Origin of the sequence: Oxalicibacterium faecigallinarum, assembly GCF_014635705.1 — a bacterium.
GTDB lineage: Bacteria > Pseudomonadota > Gammaproteobacteria > Burkholderiales > Burkholderiaceae_D > Oxalicibacterium > Oxalicibacterium faecigallinarum.
Map to the genome: position 1 here is coordinate 77905 of NZ_BMDI01000004.1, position 15420 is coordinate 93324.

The 15420-nt window shown below is 55.7% G+C and carries 17 protein-coding genes and 3 tRNA genes; 11 read left to right on the forward strand and 9 right to left on the reverse strand.

Translation table 11 applies throughout. The features are described 5' to 3' along the window. Positions 1 to 62 precede the first annotated feature (62 nt). From IEV29_RS15465 to IEV29_RS15500, 8 genes are all read right to left on the reverse strand, one after another. Entirely contained in the window at positions 63 to 2414 is a 2352-nt protein-coding gene (locus IEV29_RS15465; protein ID WP_188382233.1) for a hypothetical protein, read from the reverse strand. A 10-nt stretch (positions 2415 to 2424) separates the two neighbouring features. After that, entirely contained in the window at positions 2425 to 3072 is a 648-nt protein-coding gene (locus IEV29_RS15470; protein WP_188382234.1) for a PilW family protein, read from the reverse strand. 5 nt (positions 3073 to 3077) lie between these two features. Then, positions 3078 to 3542, reverse strand: a complete 465-nt coding sequence (locus IEV29_RS15475) for a type II secretion system protein (RefSeq protein ID WP_188382235.1) — start codon at positions 3540 to 3542, stop codon at positions 3078 to 3080. Continuing rightward, positions 3517 to 3999 (reverse strand): pilus assembly FimT family protein, encoded by a 483-nt coding sequence (locus IEV29_RS15480; RefSeq protein WP_188382236.1) that lies wholly within the window; start codon positions 3997 to 3999, stop codon positions 3517 to 3519. Before IEV29_RS15480 ends, IEV29_RS15475 begins: the two co-directional genes overlap by 26 nt. A 1-nt stretch (position 4000) precedes the next feature. Continuing rightward, positions 4001 to 4471 carry a type IV pilin protein gene (locus IEV29_RS16250; RefSeq protein WP_308632738.1) on the reverse strand — a complete coding sequence of 157 codons (471 nt, stop codon included), beginning with the start codon at positions 4469 to 4471 and terminating at the stop codon, positions 4001 to 4003. Positions 4472 to 4632: 161 nt separating this feature from the next. After that, positions 4633 to 5574, reverse strand: coding sequence for a tRNA 2-thiocytidine(32) synthetase TtcA (ttcA, locus tag IEV29_RS15490; protein WP_188382237.1), 942 nt, complete (start codon positions 5572 to 5574; stop codon positions 4633 to 4635). Next, on the reverse strand, positions 5571 to 5972 hold the full coding sequence (locus tag IEV29_RS15495) for a dihydroneopterin aldolase (RefSeq protein ID WP_188382238.1): 402 nt from the start codon (positions 5970 to 5972) through the stop codon (positions 5571 to 5573). Before IEV29_RS15495 ends, ttcA begins: the two co-directional genes overlap by 4 nt. A gap of 53 nt (positions 5973 to 6025) precedes the next feature. Beyond that, positions 6026 to 6793, reverse strand: a complete 768-nt coding sequence (locus IEV29_RS15500; RefSeq protein ID WP_229726447.1) for an SDR family oxidoreductase — start codon at positions 6791 to 6793, stop codon at positions 6026 to 6028. A gap of 62 nt (positions 6794 to 6855) precedes the next feature. Between IEV29_RS15500 and IEV29_RS15505 the strand changes: the two genes are divergently transcribed. The 6 genes from IEV29_RS15505 to IEV29_RS15530 all read left to right on the forward strand — a co-directional run bounded on the left by IEV29_RS15505 (position 6856) and on the right by IEV29_RS15530 (position 13161). Continuing rightward, positions 6856 to 8016: a class I SAM-dependent methyltransferase gene (locus IEV29_RS15505; protein WP_188382240.1), complete on the forward strand. Its 1161-nt coding sequence runs from the start codon at positions 6856 to 6858 to the stop codon at positions 8014 to 8016. Between the two features lie 25 nt (positions 8017 to 8041). Next, complete coding sequence (locus IEV29_RS15510; protein ID WP_188382241.1) at positions 8042 to 8236, forward strand: DUF2905 domain-containing protein; 195 nt, start codon at positions 8042 to 8044, stop codon at positions 8234 to 8236. 46 nt (positions 8237 to 8282) lie between these two features. Continuing rightward, the gene (locus IEV29_RS15515) at positions 8283 to 8492 is read left to right on the forward strand and encodes a DUF2905 domain-containing protein (protein WP_188382242.1); all 210 of its coding nucleotides are present in this window, start codon (positions 8283 to 8285) and stop codon (positions 8490 to 8492) included. A 133-nt stretch (positions 8493 to 8625) separates the two neighbouring features. Beyond that, positions 8626 to 9957, forward strand: a complete 1332-nt coding sequence (locus IEV29_RS15520; protein WP_188382243.1) for a hemolysin family protein — start codon at positions 8626 to 8628, stop codon at positions 9955 to 9957. Between the two features lie 209 nt (positions 9958 to 10166). Further along, entirely contained in the window at positions 10167 to 11381 is a 1215-nt protein-coding gene (locus IEV29_RS15525; RefSeq protein WP_188382244.1) for a GGDEF domain-containing protein, read from the forward strand. 118 nt (positions 11382 to 11499) lie between these two features. Next, positions 11500 to 13161 carry a tetratricopeptide repeat-containing response regulator gene (locus tag IEV29_RS15530; protein WP_229726449.1) on the forward strand — a complete coding sequence of 554 codons (1662 nt, stop codon included), beginning with the start codon at positions 11500 to 11502 and terminating at the stop codon, positions 13159 to 13161. Positions 13162 to 13165: 4 nt separating this feature from the next. Here the strand turns inward: IEV29_RS15530 and arsC are convergent, their stop codons facing one another. Continuing rightward, positions 13166 to 13534, reverse strand: a complete 369-nt coding sequence (arsC, locus tag IEV29_RS15535; protein WP_188382245.1) for an arsenate reductase (glutaredoxin) — start codon at positions 13532 to 13534, stop codon at positions 13166 to 13168. Between the two features lie 169 nt (positions 13535 to 13703). Here arsC and IEV29_RS15540 point away from each other — a divergent pair, with 169 nt between their 5' ends. The 5 genes from IEV29_RS15540 to IEV29_RS15560 form a co-directional block, all read left to right on the forward strand. Beyond that, the gene (locus IEV29_RS15540; protein WP_188382246.1) at positions 13704 to 14768 is read left to right on the forward strand and encodes a gamma-glutamyl-gamma-aminobutyrate hydrolase family protein; all 1065 of its coding nucleotides are present in this window, start codon (positions 13704 to 13706) and stop codon (positions 14766 to 14768) included. A 120-nt stretch (positions 14769 to 14888) separates the two neighbouring features. After that, a tRNA-Tyr gene (locus IEV29_RS15545) sits at positions 14889 to 14974 on the forward strand. Between the two features lie 54 nt (positions 14975 to 15028). Next, positions 15029 to 15102, forward strand: a tRNA-Gly gene (locus IEV29_RS15550). Positions 15103 to 15144: 42 nt separating this feature from the next. Continuing rightward, positions 15145 to 15219 (forward strand) — tRNA-Thr (locus tag IEV29_RS15555). 97 nt (positions 15220 to 15316) lie between these two features. After that, a partial coding sequence (locus tag IEV29_RS15560; protein ID WP_229726451.1) for a GTP-binding protein occupies positions 15317 to 15420 on the forward strand: 104 nt, incomplete at its 3' end.

Consider the following 15420-nt stretch of genomic DNA (forward strand, 5'->3'; position numbering starts at 1 on the left):
CCCGTGGCTTCCCGCCAGCGTCATGCAGCAGGAAGCAAGCATGGAAGCGTCTGGGGAGAGAATTACAGATAGCGTGCCCAGCGTATGCGCATCGGTTGTGCCGGGGTAGTGGTGCCGCAACTGGTACCGGGCTGGAATCCCTGATCGGCGGTCAGCTTGGAAGTGTCAACCTTGATACCGCCTGCGGTGATGGTGGTAGCGCTGGTTGCGTTACTACCGACGGTGAGGGCGCCATTAATGGTGGTTAGTGACCCGCTCGTGCTCAAGGCGCCGCCAAGAATCACGCTGCCTGTGATCGTCCAGCCACTGGATGTCATGCCCTGATTGCTGCCGACGGCAACATTGGCGAGTGGCAAGCCTCTATGCACGGTGCCGGCTGAATCCGTCCATGTGGCGAGCGTGCTTGGCGTCGTGGTCTTGTTGCACAGATTGCTGGGATAGAAGTTGCCATCGCAGACTGCACTCAGTGGATTGGCGAGATTGGGCGCAACCAGAGGACCGTGACCCGAACTGGTCAGCGTGACTGCACCGGTTGCAAGAAAGGTGTTGTACAGCGTTTGCGAGCCACTGACACCATTGATGCGGAGCGGACCTTCGAAGAAGGCGATCCCCGGCGGGAATTTGGTAATGCCGGTCAGGTCCCAGCCGCTGGACGTGGTCGCATTGCGGAAGCAGGCCAGTGCGTCGTTATACATGTTGCTGGCTGACTGGTTGTTGCACGCCATGAAATCCATGCCGCTGATCTGGCGTAGTTGTGGCGAAACCGTAGGCAAAGGCAAATCGACAGTCTTCAGATTGATATCAGTTCTATCGATCGCTGTCCCGGATGACGTCTTGACGTTCTGAATCGTGAGTCGCGGATTGCCACTGGAATCAAAGAAGAAAATGTAGTTGGCCAGCGGCTTGTAGCTCGTGACATCGATACTGTCCGTGCGGGTGTCGCAGAACGGCGCGCCTGGTAGTCCCGGCGTGGTGTTGGCCTGACTGATCAACACGTTTGGTCGCGTTCCCGACAGGGCGGTTTTGCCACTGCCATAAAAGATGGTGCCCGCCAGACGGCCGGTTCCCGAGACTTCCGGGAAGTTCCAGCAGTTCGTGGCCGAGCTGCAACCGCCTGATGGTGCCCACATTTCATTACCGCCCGTCAGATTGGTAATGTTGCCTGTAACGATTTTGAAATTGCCGGCGGCAAGTACATTGGTATAGGTGCCACTGTAGCCCTGCACGTTCACACCATAACCCCAGAGTTGAGCCACGGTCAGCGTGTAGATATCAACGCTGCCGCCCGCGATCGAGGTGGATTGCAGGCGGAACGCATCCGGTGCGGCGGACGTGCCGGCCGTATTGACCTTGGTTGATGCGGCCAGTGCCCCGCTGACTGCACCGGTGTCGCTGTTGATGCTGACCTTGGTCATGTCGATCAGATGTTGTGCACCATCTGTCATGGTGATGAGCAACTTGCCGGTGTTCCATGGGACGACAAAGCCTGTCACCCACGGAAGGGAAGGTCCTGCCCCTGCTGTCAGCAGGCGGCCGCCGACTGGTGCCGTGCCTACCGTTGCACCACTGACGACGACATTGCTGAGATAAGCGCCGGCCTTGATGGCTGCATACGTGCCGTTGCCGCTATTGCCGATGTTGACCGCACGTGCCCACAGTGTTGCATTGGTTGGCGTGGACATGCTGTTGATGGTGATGGTGCCGTTCTGAGAGCTCAGTGTGGCGTTCGCATCGATGCCGCCGCCGCTCAGCGTAATGTCACCTTTGGTGCAGCCCGAAATGATGGCTTGCGATGCATTGGCGATGGTCAGGTTGCCATCAACGGCAATATCGGCATAGTTTTCGCCACTGACGAATGCACTTTCGCCACCGGAAATATTGACGCTGCCGCGAAAGACGGTTGACGCTTTGGGTTGTGCGCCACATGTGCCTGCTGCGCCGCCACTTGAGCCGCCGGAGCCTGTGCCTGTTCCGGTCCCTGGGCCATAGACAACCGCGAGTGTGGAAGTGGCTTCGGCGCGGGAACCACTGGCGGTTGTGCCCGTGATATTAAAGGTCAGGCTTTGTTCCGTGTTATTGACAGCGGCTAACGTTGCCGTAATGCCGGCCACGCCGTTGCCCGAAAAATTCAACTGTGTGCCAATAATTTTGGCGCGCAAGTTGGTCATCTGTGTCGCATTCAGGCTTTGCAGATACTGCAGCACGATTTCGGCGCCGGTCCATGCTTTGGCTTGCGCCTGCGCCTGCGCATGCGAACTGATGTCCTGCGACTGATTGCCGCGGATGTAGGCGACGGTGCCGAGCACGGCAGCGGTCAGCCCCAGTCCGACCAGAAGCATGATCAGAACAGTCGCGATGCCACGCATGCGACGCGCGGCAGATGCACGACGAAATCTTGTTAGAGGCGGACGCATGAAAAGCTCCTCAGGCGGAGAAATTGATCAGACACTGACTTGCGCTCAAGGCGACGCCATTACTGTTATTGGCGCTGAACGTGACCCGAAGCGTGCCTTCATTGGTCGTAATGCCGAATGGCTGGCAGTTGACGGTTTCCAGCCGGATCGTCACTGGCGTGGCGGGCGTATCCGACAACAGGCTGTTGGTCCATGTCAGGCTGCTCCACGCTGCCGCATTTGTACAATTGACCGGCCCCAGTTTGCGCAGGCCGCCAGTGAGCGGCGCCAGAATGCCGGAACAGCGTACCGTGCCGGTGATGTTTTCCGCCCAGATAAGAGCGTACGGCACGCCTGCGGTCAATGCAGTGCCTGCACTGATGGCTGTGCCCGACAATGTTGTGCCACTGATGGTTGCGTTGCGTAGCCAGACCAGATGCGTGCCCGCTGTGGGCGTCGTAATGCCAAAGCCCGCATCCTGCAATGACAGTCCCGCCGACAGGAAGGAAGAGGTGCGCTGCGCATCTGACAGGACATCTTGTCGCGCTGTCGCCGTGCGTTTTGCCGTGTTCTGAAACAGTGCCAGGGCGCCAACCACCACAATCATCGAGATGACCAGACCGATCATCAGGCTGATGAGAGAGACACCTCGCTGCCGGGCAAAAGAAGGTGTACGCATGATGGTCATTGACTCAAGGTGACAACGCCCGGTCCGAGTACGGATTCTGCAGTGGGCGTGGATAGCTGCATCCGGGTGATGATGGATACATTGCTCGTGGGGAAGCTGGTGTCTATTCCGCCGGCGCTATTTCTTACTGAAACTGTAATGGTTTCCGGCGTGCAGTTTGTAGGTGCTGGAATGTTTAGGGCTGGGATTGGATGAGAACCATCAGCGAGCGTGGGATTGATGGTGAATCCGCTGCCAGTGCAGAGTGTCTTGATTCCAGTTTTTTCCATGGCATTGCGCATTTCCGATAAAACAATGCCATGCGTTGCCGCATAACGTTGTGCATTCATGGCGCGTCCGGCAGCATAAGCAAGGCCGAGCCCTAGAACGGCAATTAGTAGCATGCCGACCAACGCCTCTAGCAAGGCGTCGCCTTGCTGGTTATTTTTTGGCGCGTTAATAAAGTATGACTTCTTCGTCATTCTGAGAGCCTCCTCTGCGAAGAATCACCGTCGTTCTGTTGGTCAGCATGCCGCGATTATTCAGTACTAAAGTTATTACTGAGCCGGTTGCAGGAGTGACAGCATCCTGTATGAACTCAACGTTGCTGGGTAATTTTGCGGACCAACTATGTGTGTCGGTATAGGTGCATGCTGGTGTTTTTATTGCGAGATCAATCGGGGAATTGATTGTGATTTCTAAGCTGGCAGCATTGTTCACGGCGCTTGCGCCACAAGGATTTCGCAATGCAAGCGCTTTAGCATGAGAATAGGCTTGTATGAGCGTGCCCTTGGCTTCCAGCGTTTTTGCACTGTGGCCCCAGTCCAGCGTAAAGGGAACGGCGGTCATCAACAACGCGACGAGTATTGTCAGCGTTACCAGAATCTCGATAAGGGTCAGGCCCTGCACCCGGCCCGGTGGTAGCGCGGGCGCAGACATATCACCATGCTCCCAGTATCGAGCAGGAGCTGGCATTGCGCACATTGCCTTCTGTGAGGGTCAGTGTGCAGGATGGGCTGACGCCGCTGGGCGTTGCTGCCGTCAAGGTATAGGTGCTGGCAGTGGATTCGACGGTGAATTGATAGTGGCTGCTACTGCTTGCGGGCACCCAGCCACTGAAATTGGTGACGTCGGCGCCGGTGCGGCTGGCGGGGCTGTTGGCCAAGGCAGCACTGGAACGCGTTGGATAAGCCAGCGTTTTCTGAAAACGGTTTTCCATCACCATGCTCAAGGCTACCAGGTCGGCAGACGCGACGCGCGCGCGGCTCTTGGCAATGTATTGCTGGTAAGCGGGCAGGGCAATGGCGGCCAGAATGGCAACGATGGCAATCACGACCATCAGTTCGATGAGCGTGAAACCAGCCATTTGCCTGAAGCCGCGCGGGCGGCGAACGTAGGAAGAAGTAGTCATGGCAATGTGTCTGGCTGGTTGCAAGGCGATTTTGCTTTTCAGCAAATAATACTGCGAAAAAAAAGAAACCACCGCCTGATGTGTTGCTTTGTGGCAAAACAGACGCACAAGCTGGCTGTTTAATGTGGTTTTCTGTCAAAAACCGCCAGTTTTAGACACTTTTAATTGTCATCCTCATCATTTTCGCTGTTGCGTAAAGGGATGATGCCGGACACCGTGCCGGTGGAGCAGGGTTCTTCATCGAAGGCAATATCGCCGCCTGGCACGGCTTCGCCGGTTGCCGCGAGATGTACAAAATCAAATTGCGCCCGATCCATCAGATGCGAGGGAATGACAGTGGAAAGTGATGAGAAAATGTTTTCGACACGCCCCGGATGCTGTTTCTCCCATTCACGCAGCATGTTCTTGATTTGCTTGCGTTGCAGGTTTTCCTGACTGCCACACAGATCACATGGAATGATCGGAAAATTCTTTACCTTCGCGTAGCGTTCGGTATCGGCTTCCTTCACATAAGCCAGTGGACGGATCACGATGTGTTTGCCGTCATCCGATTGCAGCTTGGGCGGCATACCCTTGATCTTTGCGCCGAAGAACATGTTCAGGAAAAAGGTTTCCATGATGTCGTCACGATGATGACCGAGTGCGATCTTGGTTGCACCGAGTTCATCGGCCACGCGATACAGAATGCCGCGGCGCAGGCGTGAGCAAAGTGAGCAAGTCGTCTTGCCTTCCGGGATCAGTCGCTTGACGATGCTGTAGGTGTCCTGATTCTCGATATGGAACGGGATGCCAAGTTCTTTCAGATAGGCCGGCAGGATGTGCTCGGGGAAATTGGGCTGTTTCTGATCCAGGTTGACGGCGACGATCTCGAAGTTGATGGGCGCGCGTTCACGCAATGTCATCAGAATGTCCAGCAGCGCGTAGCTGTCCTTGCCGCCGGACAGGCAGACCATGACCTTGTCACCATCCTCGATCATGTTGAAGTCGCCGATGGCCTGACCGACCTGACGGCACAGACGTTTGTGAAGCTTGTTGTTCTCGTAGGCGATCTTTTCGATTTGTTTGGCACTCGGGCCAGGCTTGTCGGTCAGGACGGTGCTCATGACAGGTTTTCCTTGATGCGAAAGACTTCCACGCCAACCGATTGGCAGTCTGGATAGACATCCGGCTTTTCGGTCGAAACACGGGCGGCCCGTACCTTGGGATGCGCAAGCATGGCGGTGATGACATCGTCGCAGAGAGTTTCCTGCAGATGCACGTGACCTTGCGCCATACGTTTGGCGATCGTGCTGCGCATGAAATCGTAATCGACCACTTCGTCCAGCGAGTCATGCGAGGGTGTGGACTCGTTTAACGGGATGAACAGATCCACATTAATCAGCACGCGCTGTTCGCCTTTTTTCTCGAACTCATGGACGCCGATATTGATCTGGACTTCGTAGTCGCGCAAAAACAGGCGGCGGCAATCGGTCAGGCTGGGATGGAACAGGAACGAATTCATAAGCGTTGGTGAAGTGAGCGGTGAGGCGTGTTGAGTAAATAGGCAGCTTGCTGTCAGGGCGTGACAAACATCACGTCCCGCTGCAAGGGAATCAGGTGCTGACCGCCATCCACCAGCAGGGTGGTGCCTGTCATGGCGGGGGAGTCGGCCACAAAGCAAACGGTGTTGGCGATATCTTGCGGCGTGCTGGAGCGGCCCAGTGGCGTTGCCTTGTGAGCTTGCGCGAATTCGCTCTCGGTCTGGTCGCCAGATACCATGGTAATGCCAGGCGCAATACCGACCACCCGAACTTGCGGTGCCAGCGCTTGCGCCAGCATGATGGTGGCGCTTTGCAAGGCTGCTTTGGAAAGTGTGTAGGATAGAAAATCAGGATTCAGATTGAACAGCTTCTGGTCCAGCAAATTGATGACGACGGATTGCGCATCGTTCGGCGTGGCCGCATGCAGCGCTTGCGCCAGCAAAACGGGGGCCGCAAGATTGGCGCGCATGTGCGTCTCCAATACCGCTGTCGAGAAGGTTGCGGCATCGTCATAGTCAAATAGTGAGGCATTGTTGACGATGCAGGACACCGGGCCGAGCGCGGCGTTTGCACGGGATAGCAGCAACTTCGTGGCGGTTTCATCCGACAGATCGCAGGCAATCGCGACGGCGCGTTGCCCGAGCGCCTGAATGTCCGCGACGGTTTGCTGCGCCTCTTGCGCCGAGTGCCCGTAGTGCACCACCACATCCCAGCCACGTTGCGCCAGCGTCAGTGCGATTGCGCGACCGATGCGGCGGGCGGCACCCGTCACCAGCGCAACGCGGGGTGTGGTTATTGCCATGGAATGTGGTTGGATTGACATCGAAGGTTGTGTGTTTCGCTGATTTCTCTACAATACCTGCCATGCAAGCGCATCTTCCAGAACCTTCCCCGGACGCCCTGGCGGCGTCAAACAAGCTCCAGAATCTGATCGTTGAAGAAATTCGCCGACAAGACGGCTGGATTTCTTTCGCCCGTTACATGGAATTGGCGCTCTATGCGCCCGATCTCGGTTACTACAGCGGCGGTGCAGTCAAACTCGGTAAAGACGGTGATTTTACAACCGCTCCCGAGATGACGTCGCTTTTTGGTGAAACGATTGCCCATGCTGCCGATGATCTGATGCGTCAAAGCGACGCGCATATCCTTGAATTCGGTGCGGGCACCGGCAAACTGGCAGCGGACATTCTGACGGAGTGCGCGGCGGCGGGCATTACGGTCGAGCGTTACTCCATCGTGGAGGTATCGGCCGAGCTGCGGGCGCGCCAGCAGCAAACGCTGGCCGAGTTTCCGCAAGTAACCTGGCTGGATGCTTTTCCACCTGCGTTTTCCGGTGTGGTGGTGGGTAATGAAGTGCTCGATGCCATGCCGGTGTCATTGGTGGTCAAGCGCGACGGACAATGGCTGGAGCGCGGCGTGATCTGGAACGGCAGCTGTTTTGACTACAAAGATCGCCCTTGCTCTCAGGAACTGGTGGAACAGATTCCCGATGCCGACACCTTGCAGGAAGGTTATCTGACCGAAGTGCATCCGGTGGCGGTCGGCTTCATGGCAACGCTGGCCTCCATGCTGACGGCCGGCTATGAGCAGAATGGCAAGGGCGGCGCGGCGATTCTGTTCGATTATGGTTTTCCCAATACCGAGTTTTATCTGAATCAGCGCCATCAGGGCACCCTGATGTGTCACTACCGGCATCATTCGCATCCCGATCCGTTTTATCTGCCGGGTCTGCAGGACATTACCGCCCACGTGGACTTTACTGCGATGGCCTATGCCGCGGTGCGTAATGGTCTGGAGATGCTGGGCTACATGAGTCAGGCCGGATTCCTGATGTCGGCAGGCATTGCCGACCGGCTCCTGCAAACATCGCCGGAGGATGCGCAGCGCTACCTGCCAAAGGCGAATGCTGTGCAAAAACTGACGTCGCCGGCAGAAATGGGCGAACTGTTCAAGGTTCTGGTGGTCGGTAAAGAAGTGACATTGCCAGACTGCTTCGACCGCGCCGATCAGAGTCGTCGCCTGTAAAGGGCGCCACCGCTGGAATGCCCTCATGTTCCGCTGGTTTCTCGTCATCTTTCTGGCTTTGATCGTGCTTTCGGCCGCATTGCCTTGGCTGGAAAAGCTGGGGATAGGTAAATTGCCCGGGGATATCCGCTTCCGCCTGTTTGGCAGAACGTTCCTGTTTCCATTTGCCTCCACGGTGCTGTTGTCCATCGTGGTTTTTCTGGTGGCACGCTTGTTCTGAGTGCGTTCGTATCGTTTAGCAGGTTTTATTTAGGAGAGGCGGGACAATGATTCGATGGGTCGTGGTGATCTTTGTATTTTTGACCGTCTTCAATGCCTTGCTCCCCTGGATTTTTGCCAAGATCGGCGTCGGTCGCTTGTATTGCGATTTTCGTGTGCGACTGAGTGGGCGTGAACTGATTCTGCCATTTGGCTCCACCGTCCTGTGGTCGGCCGTTGCATTCCTGATTGCAGAGGTGGTCAAACGCGTTCTGTAAAACGTTTTTCGAGGAATATGTTGTGATTTAACGTGTACATAACAACGTATTGCCGGATGCAGGGCCGCGGATGATATGATGCGAGGCTTCTCAACAGCAGGGCGTGCGGGTGTAACCGCGTGTTCCCTTTTCAGTGGATATACTGATTATTCTTGGTTTGATTTTGGTCAATGGCATTTTTGCCATGTCCGAAATCGCGGTCGTTACCTCCAAACGCATTCGTCTTCAAAAGCTGGCCGAAAACGGCAGTCGCGGCGCCAAGGCGGCGCTTGACCTGTCCGATAGTCCTAGTCGCTTTCTTTCCACTATTCAGGTTGGCATCACGCTGATCGGCATTTTCAACGGTGCATTCGGCGAAGCGTCGCTGGTCGAGCAACTGACGCCTGAAATTGCCTTGATTCCGTTCCTGGCTGATTTTGCACGCGAAATCGCGCTCGGCATCGTGGTGGTCGGTATTACCTTTGGTTCTCTTATCTTCGGTGAGTTGGTGCCGAAGCGGATTGCCATGCAATATCCGGAAGTCGTCGCTTCGCTGGTGGCAGCGCCGATGTTATGGCTCTCTCGCCTGATGGGGCCTTTCGTCAAGGTGCTGACCATTTCCACCGAGTTCATCCTGCGGCTGCTTGGCATGCATCATAAAAAAGATGATGCCGTGACCGAGGAGGAGATCGCCGGCTTGTTTCGCGAAGGCACCGATGCCGGCCTGTTTGAAAAAACCGAACACGATATCGTCTCGCGCGCCTTGCGACTGGACGACATGCGCGTAACGGGTTTGATGACGCCACGCCTCGACGTACATTTCATCAATATTGACGATCCGCTGGAGATGAATCTGCAAAAGATTGCGGATAGCTCGTACACACGCTTCCCTGTTTGCAAAGGCGATCTGTCCAATGTCATCGGCATTGCGCATGCCGGTAGTCTGTTCGATCAGGCTATCCGTGCCAACGCCATTGGGCAGGTGGATATCGCAGCGGCCACCCGGCCACCCTTGTTTGTGCCGGAAACCATCAGTGCGATGCAGTTGCTGGAGACGCTCAAGAAGAACCGTGCCGAACTCGCTCTGATCATTGATGAATACGGGGAGATCGAAGGCATGGTGACCTTGAGTGATGTGCTGGAAGCCTTGGTGGGCGATGTATCGGTCATCGATGAACACAATGAAGTCGACGGCGTACGTCGCGAGGATGGCTCATGGTTGCTGGATGCGGGTTTGTCGTTTGATCGTTTCCGTGAATTGCTGGAGACGGACGTGCGTTTTCCCGATGAAGCATCCGGCTCGTACCATACGCTGGCAGGTTTTGTGATGGCGTTCCTCGGTCATATTCCGCAAATGTCAGACCATTTCGAGTGGGAAGGTTATCGGATTGAAGTGGTGGATATGGACAGAAACCGGATTGATCGGCTGCTGATCAGCAAACTGCCGGAGCCTCAGCAGGCATTGGACGATGATGTGGCAGTCTGAGTCAGCGAGACAAAAAATGAAAACCGGATCTTGATCCGGTTTTTTTGTGTCATCGCGCGCTCAGTGATTTTGCAATCCGCTGAATGTGCATAAATGCCCGTTCCGGAACACGGCGCATAAATAAAGTTTTTTGTGGGCAATACGCTTTAGAGTTAATGATCGATGCCGATATTAAATAACTGACACCATCTTTCCGCAATACTCCCACTATGGACCGAGGCGAACCACAAGCTGTTGCCGCGTCATCGACGCCGGATCGCGCACTTGCTGATTCTGGCACGGTATATGACTTGGTACAGCAATCGTCTGTGCCGGCGGCAGTAGTGCTGGAGCGTCGTCGTCCGGATGATGGGGCGACGCTCAAAAAGCAGCAAGCGGCACGCATCGCTCGTTTGACGATGACAGGTCTGTTTGCCGGCTTGTATCTTGGCGTGTTGTGGGTTTTCTATCTCCTGGACCAAATCGAGTTACGCGTGATTCAGCTTGCTGCGGTGCTGACCTGCGTGTCCTATCTGGTTTTCTATCTGTTGTTTGTGTCCGGTCTGAACCTGAAAAGTAGTGCGCGCAATCTGCGCACGCCGATGACAGTGGCGGCGGTTGGCATCATGTTGCTGGTGCATTATCAGGCGCCGGCAACGCAGATGGCCTTTATCCCCTTCCTGTTATTGACAATGGCATTCGTCATGCACCGCATGCCATCCAAAACGATGCTCAATCTGAGTCTGGTCACCTTGCTGGCCTATGCGTTGGTCATTTACGCGCATTATCGGCAGAAGATCGATCCGGATTTGCTGATGATGGAAATGATGCAGTTCGTCGGCCTGACATTTGCGCTCCCGGGGTTTGTCATGCTGGCAGACCGCGTACAGCGCTTGCATAGCGCGTTGTACAAGGCCAATCGGAAGATTCGCGATATTGAAGAGGATGCGCAGCGTGACGAAATGCTGGGTTGCTACAACCGCCGCTATATCGTTGCCGCGCTTGAGCAGCAAAAACGACTGGCAGACGAAACCGGTGAGCCACTGTGTCTGGCAGTGATCGATTTGGACCATTTCAAGCGCATCAATGACGACGCCGGGCACCTGATTGGTGATGATGTCCTGCGCGACTTTTCCCGCATTGCACAGCGCAGCATCCGTCAGGAGGACGTATTTGGTCGTTACGGTGGCGAAGAATTTTTGCTGATCTTGCCACAGACATCCTTGCATGCCGCTTCGCATATCGCGGAACGGATTCGCGTGCAGGTCGAATGTTATGACTGGAATCCGGCGTTGCGCAATGGCGTGACGGTTTCGATCGGGCTCACCCAGCATATCCCGGGCGAGTCGGTGCTGGATCTGTTCTCTCGCACGGATTCCGCAATGTATACCGCCAAGCAAACCGGGCGTAACCGCGTCGTCAAGGAAGAGCCATTGTCGCCATAAAACCCTATCAAGGTGACAACACAATCGGATTGATGCAACAAATTGCGGTTCGGATTTAACAGTTTGCGCGGCTGCGGTACTATTGACTGAAAGAAATTCCGGTTCCTTTTTCCCCCGCATGACATCTGCCACCATGCATGTACTTTCAGGCCTGACAGCTCTCATCATCGAACCGCATGCCGGCATGCGGGCGAGCATCCACGGCATGTTGAGTCAGGGCGGGCTGACGAAGATCGAATATGCTGTCAGCTCCGGTACGGCCATCCGACCATTGCGTCATAAGACCTTTGATCTGGTCATTTGCGAATACGATCTTGGTGAAGGGCAGGACGGACAGCAATTGCTGGAAGACTTGCGCTTCAACAAGCTGTTGCCACATTCGACCATTTTCATCATGGTTACGGCCGAGCGCACGCGAGACAAGGTCGTCAGTGCGGCCGAACTCGCGCTGAACGATTACATCCTCAAACCTTTCACGGCCGATACGCTGATTGATCGCATTACGCGCGCGATCGAACGCCGCAATGCATTGCAAATGATCCGGCAACTGGTCGATGACGGCAATCTTTCCGGCGCAATCGAGGCTTGTTCCGTTGGGATGGAGCAGGCGCCGCGCTATGCATCTGATTTCATGCGCCTGCGCGCAGAATTGCACATGACGCTCGGCGAGCTGGCCGAGGCGGAAACGCTGTATGGGGAGCTTTATACGCGACGCGCGCTCGCATGGGCACGTTTGGGGCAGGCGATTACCTTGCATCAGCAGGGACGATTTGCCGAGGCTGAGGTGATGCTGCAAGCGCTGGTGGAAGAGAAGCCGCAGTTTCTCGAAGCCTATGACTGGCTGGCCAAGGCGCAGGAAGAACTTGAGCGCGTCGAACAGGCGCAGCGTACGCTGGAAGCGGCGGTGGCGCGTTCGCCACACGCTGTGCAACGGTTGCGGCGACTGGGGCGGATTGCGCTGGAAGCGGGGGACGTGCAGGCAGCGCATCAGGCATTCCAGCAAGTGGTGAACCGGGCGCGTTTTTCCGAGTTTCGCGAGCCGGAAGACCATGTGCATCTGGTTGAGACGGCGATTGTTCAAGGTGAAATCCAGTTGGTCAATTCCGTGATACGTGATTTGTCCAAGACGCTGGCACATGCCGCCAAAACACCGGTCTGTCGGGCATTGTCGATGGCGATGCTGCATCGTCACAACGGCGAAGAGCAAGAGACCGTGGACGCATTGCAGACAGCGGTGGTCGCCAGCCGTGAGCCGATTGCTTTGTCCATCGATGCGCGTGTCATGCTGGCAAAAAAATGTCTGCAGAGTGGTCTTGAACAAGGTGCCGTGGAAGTGATGACCACGGTGGCCGGTAATACGCCCGGTGGTGCGGCGACCGCAAGAACCATGCGCCTGTTCCATGAAGCGGGGCGTGAAGACCTGGCGACACGGGTTGCGCGCGACAGCAAGAACCATGTAAGCGATCTGGTGTCGGCCGGCGCCGAGAAGGCACGCCTGGGCGATTATCGCGGCGCGGTGGATTTGATGTCGGAAGCGGCAACGCGGCTGCCGAATAACCCGCAAGTCGTATTCAATGCAGCGGTGGCGGTGCTGAAGTGCCTGGATAATATCGGTTGGGATGACGAGCTGGGTAACCGTGCGCGCGACTATGTGACCAGCGCGCGCCGGCTGGATCCGCGCAATCCGCGATTGTCTCTGCTCGGCAGCATGTACCGGGAATTGCTGCAAAAATACGCCATCAGCCGTAGCGACCGCTACGGCAGCCCCACGGGATTCTGATCGTTCAGACTTTCAGCACCTTTAGCGCACGTTCTGGTGGGCGCGCAATCACAGCCTGTTTGTCGAACTGGACGATGGGGCGCTGTAACAGGATGGGATGCGCAGCAAGGGCGTCAAGACATGCATCGTCGCTGGCATTTTCAAGTTTCAGCGCAGCATACGCATCTTCATTCGTGCGTAACATGTCACGTACACTCGTAGGTTCCAGGGTGTTCAGCGCATCCACCAGCGTAGCGAGCTGATCGCGTGACAACGGCGTTTTCTGATAATCGACGATATGGAGTTCAAGCGCGTTTTGCGTTGCAAATTGCTGGGCAAGCGTCAGGGCCTCGCGTGATTTCGAGCAGCGAGGATTGTGATAGATCGTCAACATGGATGTCAGATAGCCAAAGCAGGCGTAAAGTCTCGATTATGCCTCGGGAGGATCGTTTGGATGCAAGCGAATCCTGCAAGGCCATTGCAGTGCAAACATGAAAACCCGGGTGGACGGATAATTTTTCCTTGTCCGTTGTCTATCATTTTTCGATTTCCGAGCGAGTTTTATGTCTGACCAGTCTGATATCAATCTGCCCCCCGTTCCCAAAGCTGCTGATGGTTCCACGCCGCCAGCCGATCCTTTGCCGCCACAAGCTGTGCCCGATTCGCCCGAGATAACGGAGAAGCCCGCCGCTGTTCCACCTGCGCCCTATGTGCCGCCAGCACATGCCGATTTCACGAAAAGAGGCGCGCCCGCGTATCTGATGCCTGACGATTCGGCGTGGAAGCAAACCTGGCGGATTTTGTCCGCACGCATTCGCAGTCTGTCCGAGCAGGCGGGACGTCGACTGACGCAACGCACGCTGAAAATTGGCGTGTCTGCACGTATTTTTCATCCGGAAAGTGGTGCAAAAGGCTTGCAGGCGAAAACGCTGCAGTATCTGGAGGAGTCCATTGCGCAATGGGTAATGTCGCGCGATGTTCTGGTACTCATGATCCCGACGGTAAATACCAACGGCATGCTGCATCCGAGCAAAATCCGTTTGCGAGACTATGCCAAGCATCTGGATGGACTGGTGTTGCAGGGTGGTGCAGACGTGGCGCCGCAGACATACTCGCAAACGGCAACGCGTCCAGAGTGGATTGGCGACAGCGCGCGCGACATGTATGAGCTCGAATTGCTGCATGAATTTATCGAGGCAGGCAAGCCCGTGCTGGGCATCTGCCGCGGCTGTCAGCTGATTAATGTGGCATTTGGCGGCACTCTGTATCAGGACATCGCAACCGATGTGCCGGAGGCCAATCCGCATGTCCATGAAACCTATGACAGTCATCGTCATCGCATACAGTTTCCCGTTGGCTCGTCACTGGGAGCCCTGTTCTCAACGCAAAAAGCGCCACTGGTCAACTCGATTCACCATCAGGCGGTGCGCGATCTGGGGCGTGATCTGATCATCGAGGCGGTCTCGGAAGGCGACAACATTGTCGAAGCGGTGCGTCACACCAAATCGCGTTTTGTCATGGGCTTGCAGTGGCATCCGGAATTTCATCGTGCGGGTGGCGCCGAATTGCTGGATTGCACGCCGATCCTTGATCATTTTCTGCGAGCGGCGCGTGAAACGCGTTTTTAATCTGACTCTTTACCCCGATTTCTCACAACAGTTTTCCCCAAATACAAAAAATTAATGCAGGAAAACATTCCCGGTTGTTGACAAGGTGGGCTAACTACCCTATAGTCTGCGGTTCCCTGCGGAGGGGTGGCCGAGTGGTTAATGGCAGCAGACTGTAAATCTGCCCTCTTACGAGTACGCTGGTTCGAATCCAGCCCCCTCCACCAGTTTGGGTGATCCAAAGTAGGGAATGGTAGTTAGTGATTGAAGTAGTAATCCTCGCGGGTGTAGCTCAATGGTAGAGCTGAAGCCTTCCAAGCTTATGACGAGGGTTCGATTCCCTTCACCCGCTCCAAGTTTAGGATTGTGCGCATCGTTCGGTGCGAACAATTGCAATGCCCTTGTAGCTCAGTGGTAGAGCACTCCCTTGGTAAGGGAGAGGCCACGTGTTCAATCCACGTCAAGGGCACCAAAGAATTCTGTAGTTCTCGGTAGTTCGGTAAGAAATTCGCAATAAGTCGGTCGGGCGTGTGCCTGAGCATTCTCATCAAAATTGTTAGGAGTCCAAGATGGCAAAAGGCAAATTCGAGCGGACCAAGCCGCACGTGAATGTGGGCACGATTGGTCACGTTGATCACGGTAAAACCACGCTGACCGCAGCGATCGCAACGGT

Excerpts from the sequence above, each read along its gene's own strand:
- IEV29_RS15465 (WP_188382233.1), bottom strand. The coding sequence starts at position 2,414 with ATGCGTCCGCCTCTAACAAGATTTCGTCGTGCATCTGCCGCGCGTCGC.
- IEV29_RS15470 (WP_188382234.1), bottom strand. The coding sequence starts at position 3,072 with ATGCGTACACCTTCTTTTGCCCGGCAGCGAGGTGTCTCTCTCATCAGC.
- IEV29_RS15475 (WP_188382235.1), bottom strand. The coding sequence starts at position 3,542 with ATGACGAAGAAGTCATACTTTATTAACGCGCCAAAAAATAACCAGCAA.
- IEV29_RS15480 (WP_188382236.1), bottom strand. The coding sequence starts at position 3,999 with ATGTCTGCGCCCGCGCTACCACCGGGCCGGGTGCAGGGCCTGACCCTT.
- IEV29_RS16250 (WP_308632738.1), bottom strand. The coding sequence starts at position 4,471 with ATGACTACTTCTTCCTACGTTCGCCGCCCGCGCGGCTTCAGGCAAATG.
- ttcA (WP_188382237.1), bottom strand. The coding sequence starts at position 5,574 with ATGAGCACCGTCCTGACCGACAAGCCTGGCCCGAGTGCCAAACAAATC.
- IEV29_RS15495 (WP_188382238.1), bottom strand. The coding sequence starts at position 5,972 with ATGAATTCGTTCCTGTTCCATCCCAGCCTGACCGATTGCCGCCGCCTG.
- IEV29_RS15500 (WP_229726447.1), bottom strand. The coding sequence starts at position 6,793 with ATGGCAATAACCACACCCCGCGTTGCGCTGGTGACGGGTGCCGCCCGC.
- IEV29_RS15505 (WP_188382240.1), top strand. The coding sequence starts at position 6,856 with ATGCAAGCGCATCTTCCAGAACCTTCCCCGGACGCCCTGGCGGCGTCA.
- IEV29_RS15510 (WP_188382241.1), top strand. The coding sequence starts at position 8,042 with ATGTTCCGCTGGTTTCTCGTCATCTTTCTGGCTTTGATCGTGCTTTCG.
- IEV29_RS15515 (WP_188382242.1), top strand. The coding sequence starts at position 8,283 with ATGATTCGATGGGTCGTGGTGATCTTTGTATTTTTGACCGTCTTCAAT.
- IEV29_RS15525 (WP_188382244.1), top strand. The coding sequence starts at position 10,167 with ATGGACCGAGGCGAACCACAAGCTGTTGCCGCGTCATCGACGCCGGAT.
- IEV29_RS15530 (WP_229726449.1), top strand. The coding sequence starts at position 11,500 with ATGACATCTGCCACCATGCATGTACTTTCAGGCCTGACAGCTCTCATC.
- arsC (WP_188382245.1), bottom strand. The coding sequence starts at position 13,534 with ATGTTGACGATCTATCACAATCCTCGCTGCTCGAAATCACGCGAGGCC.
- IEV29_RS15540 (WP_188382246.1), top strand. The coding sequence starts at position 13,704 with ATGTCTGACCAGTCTGATATCAATCTGCCCCCCGTTCCCAAAGCTGCT.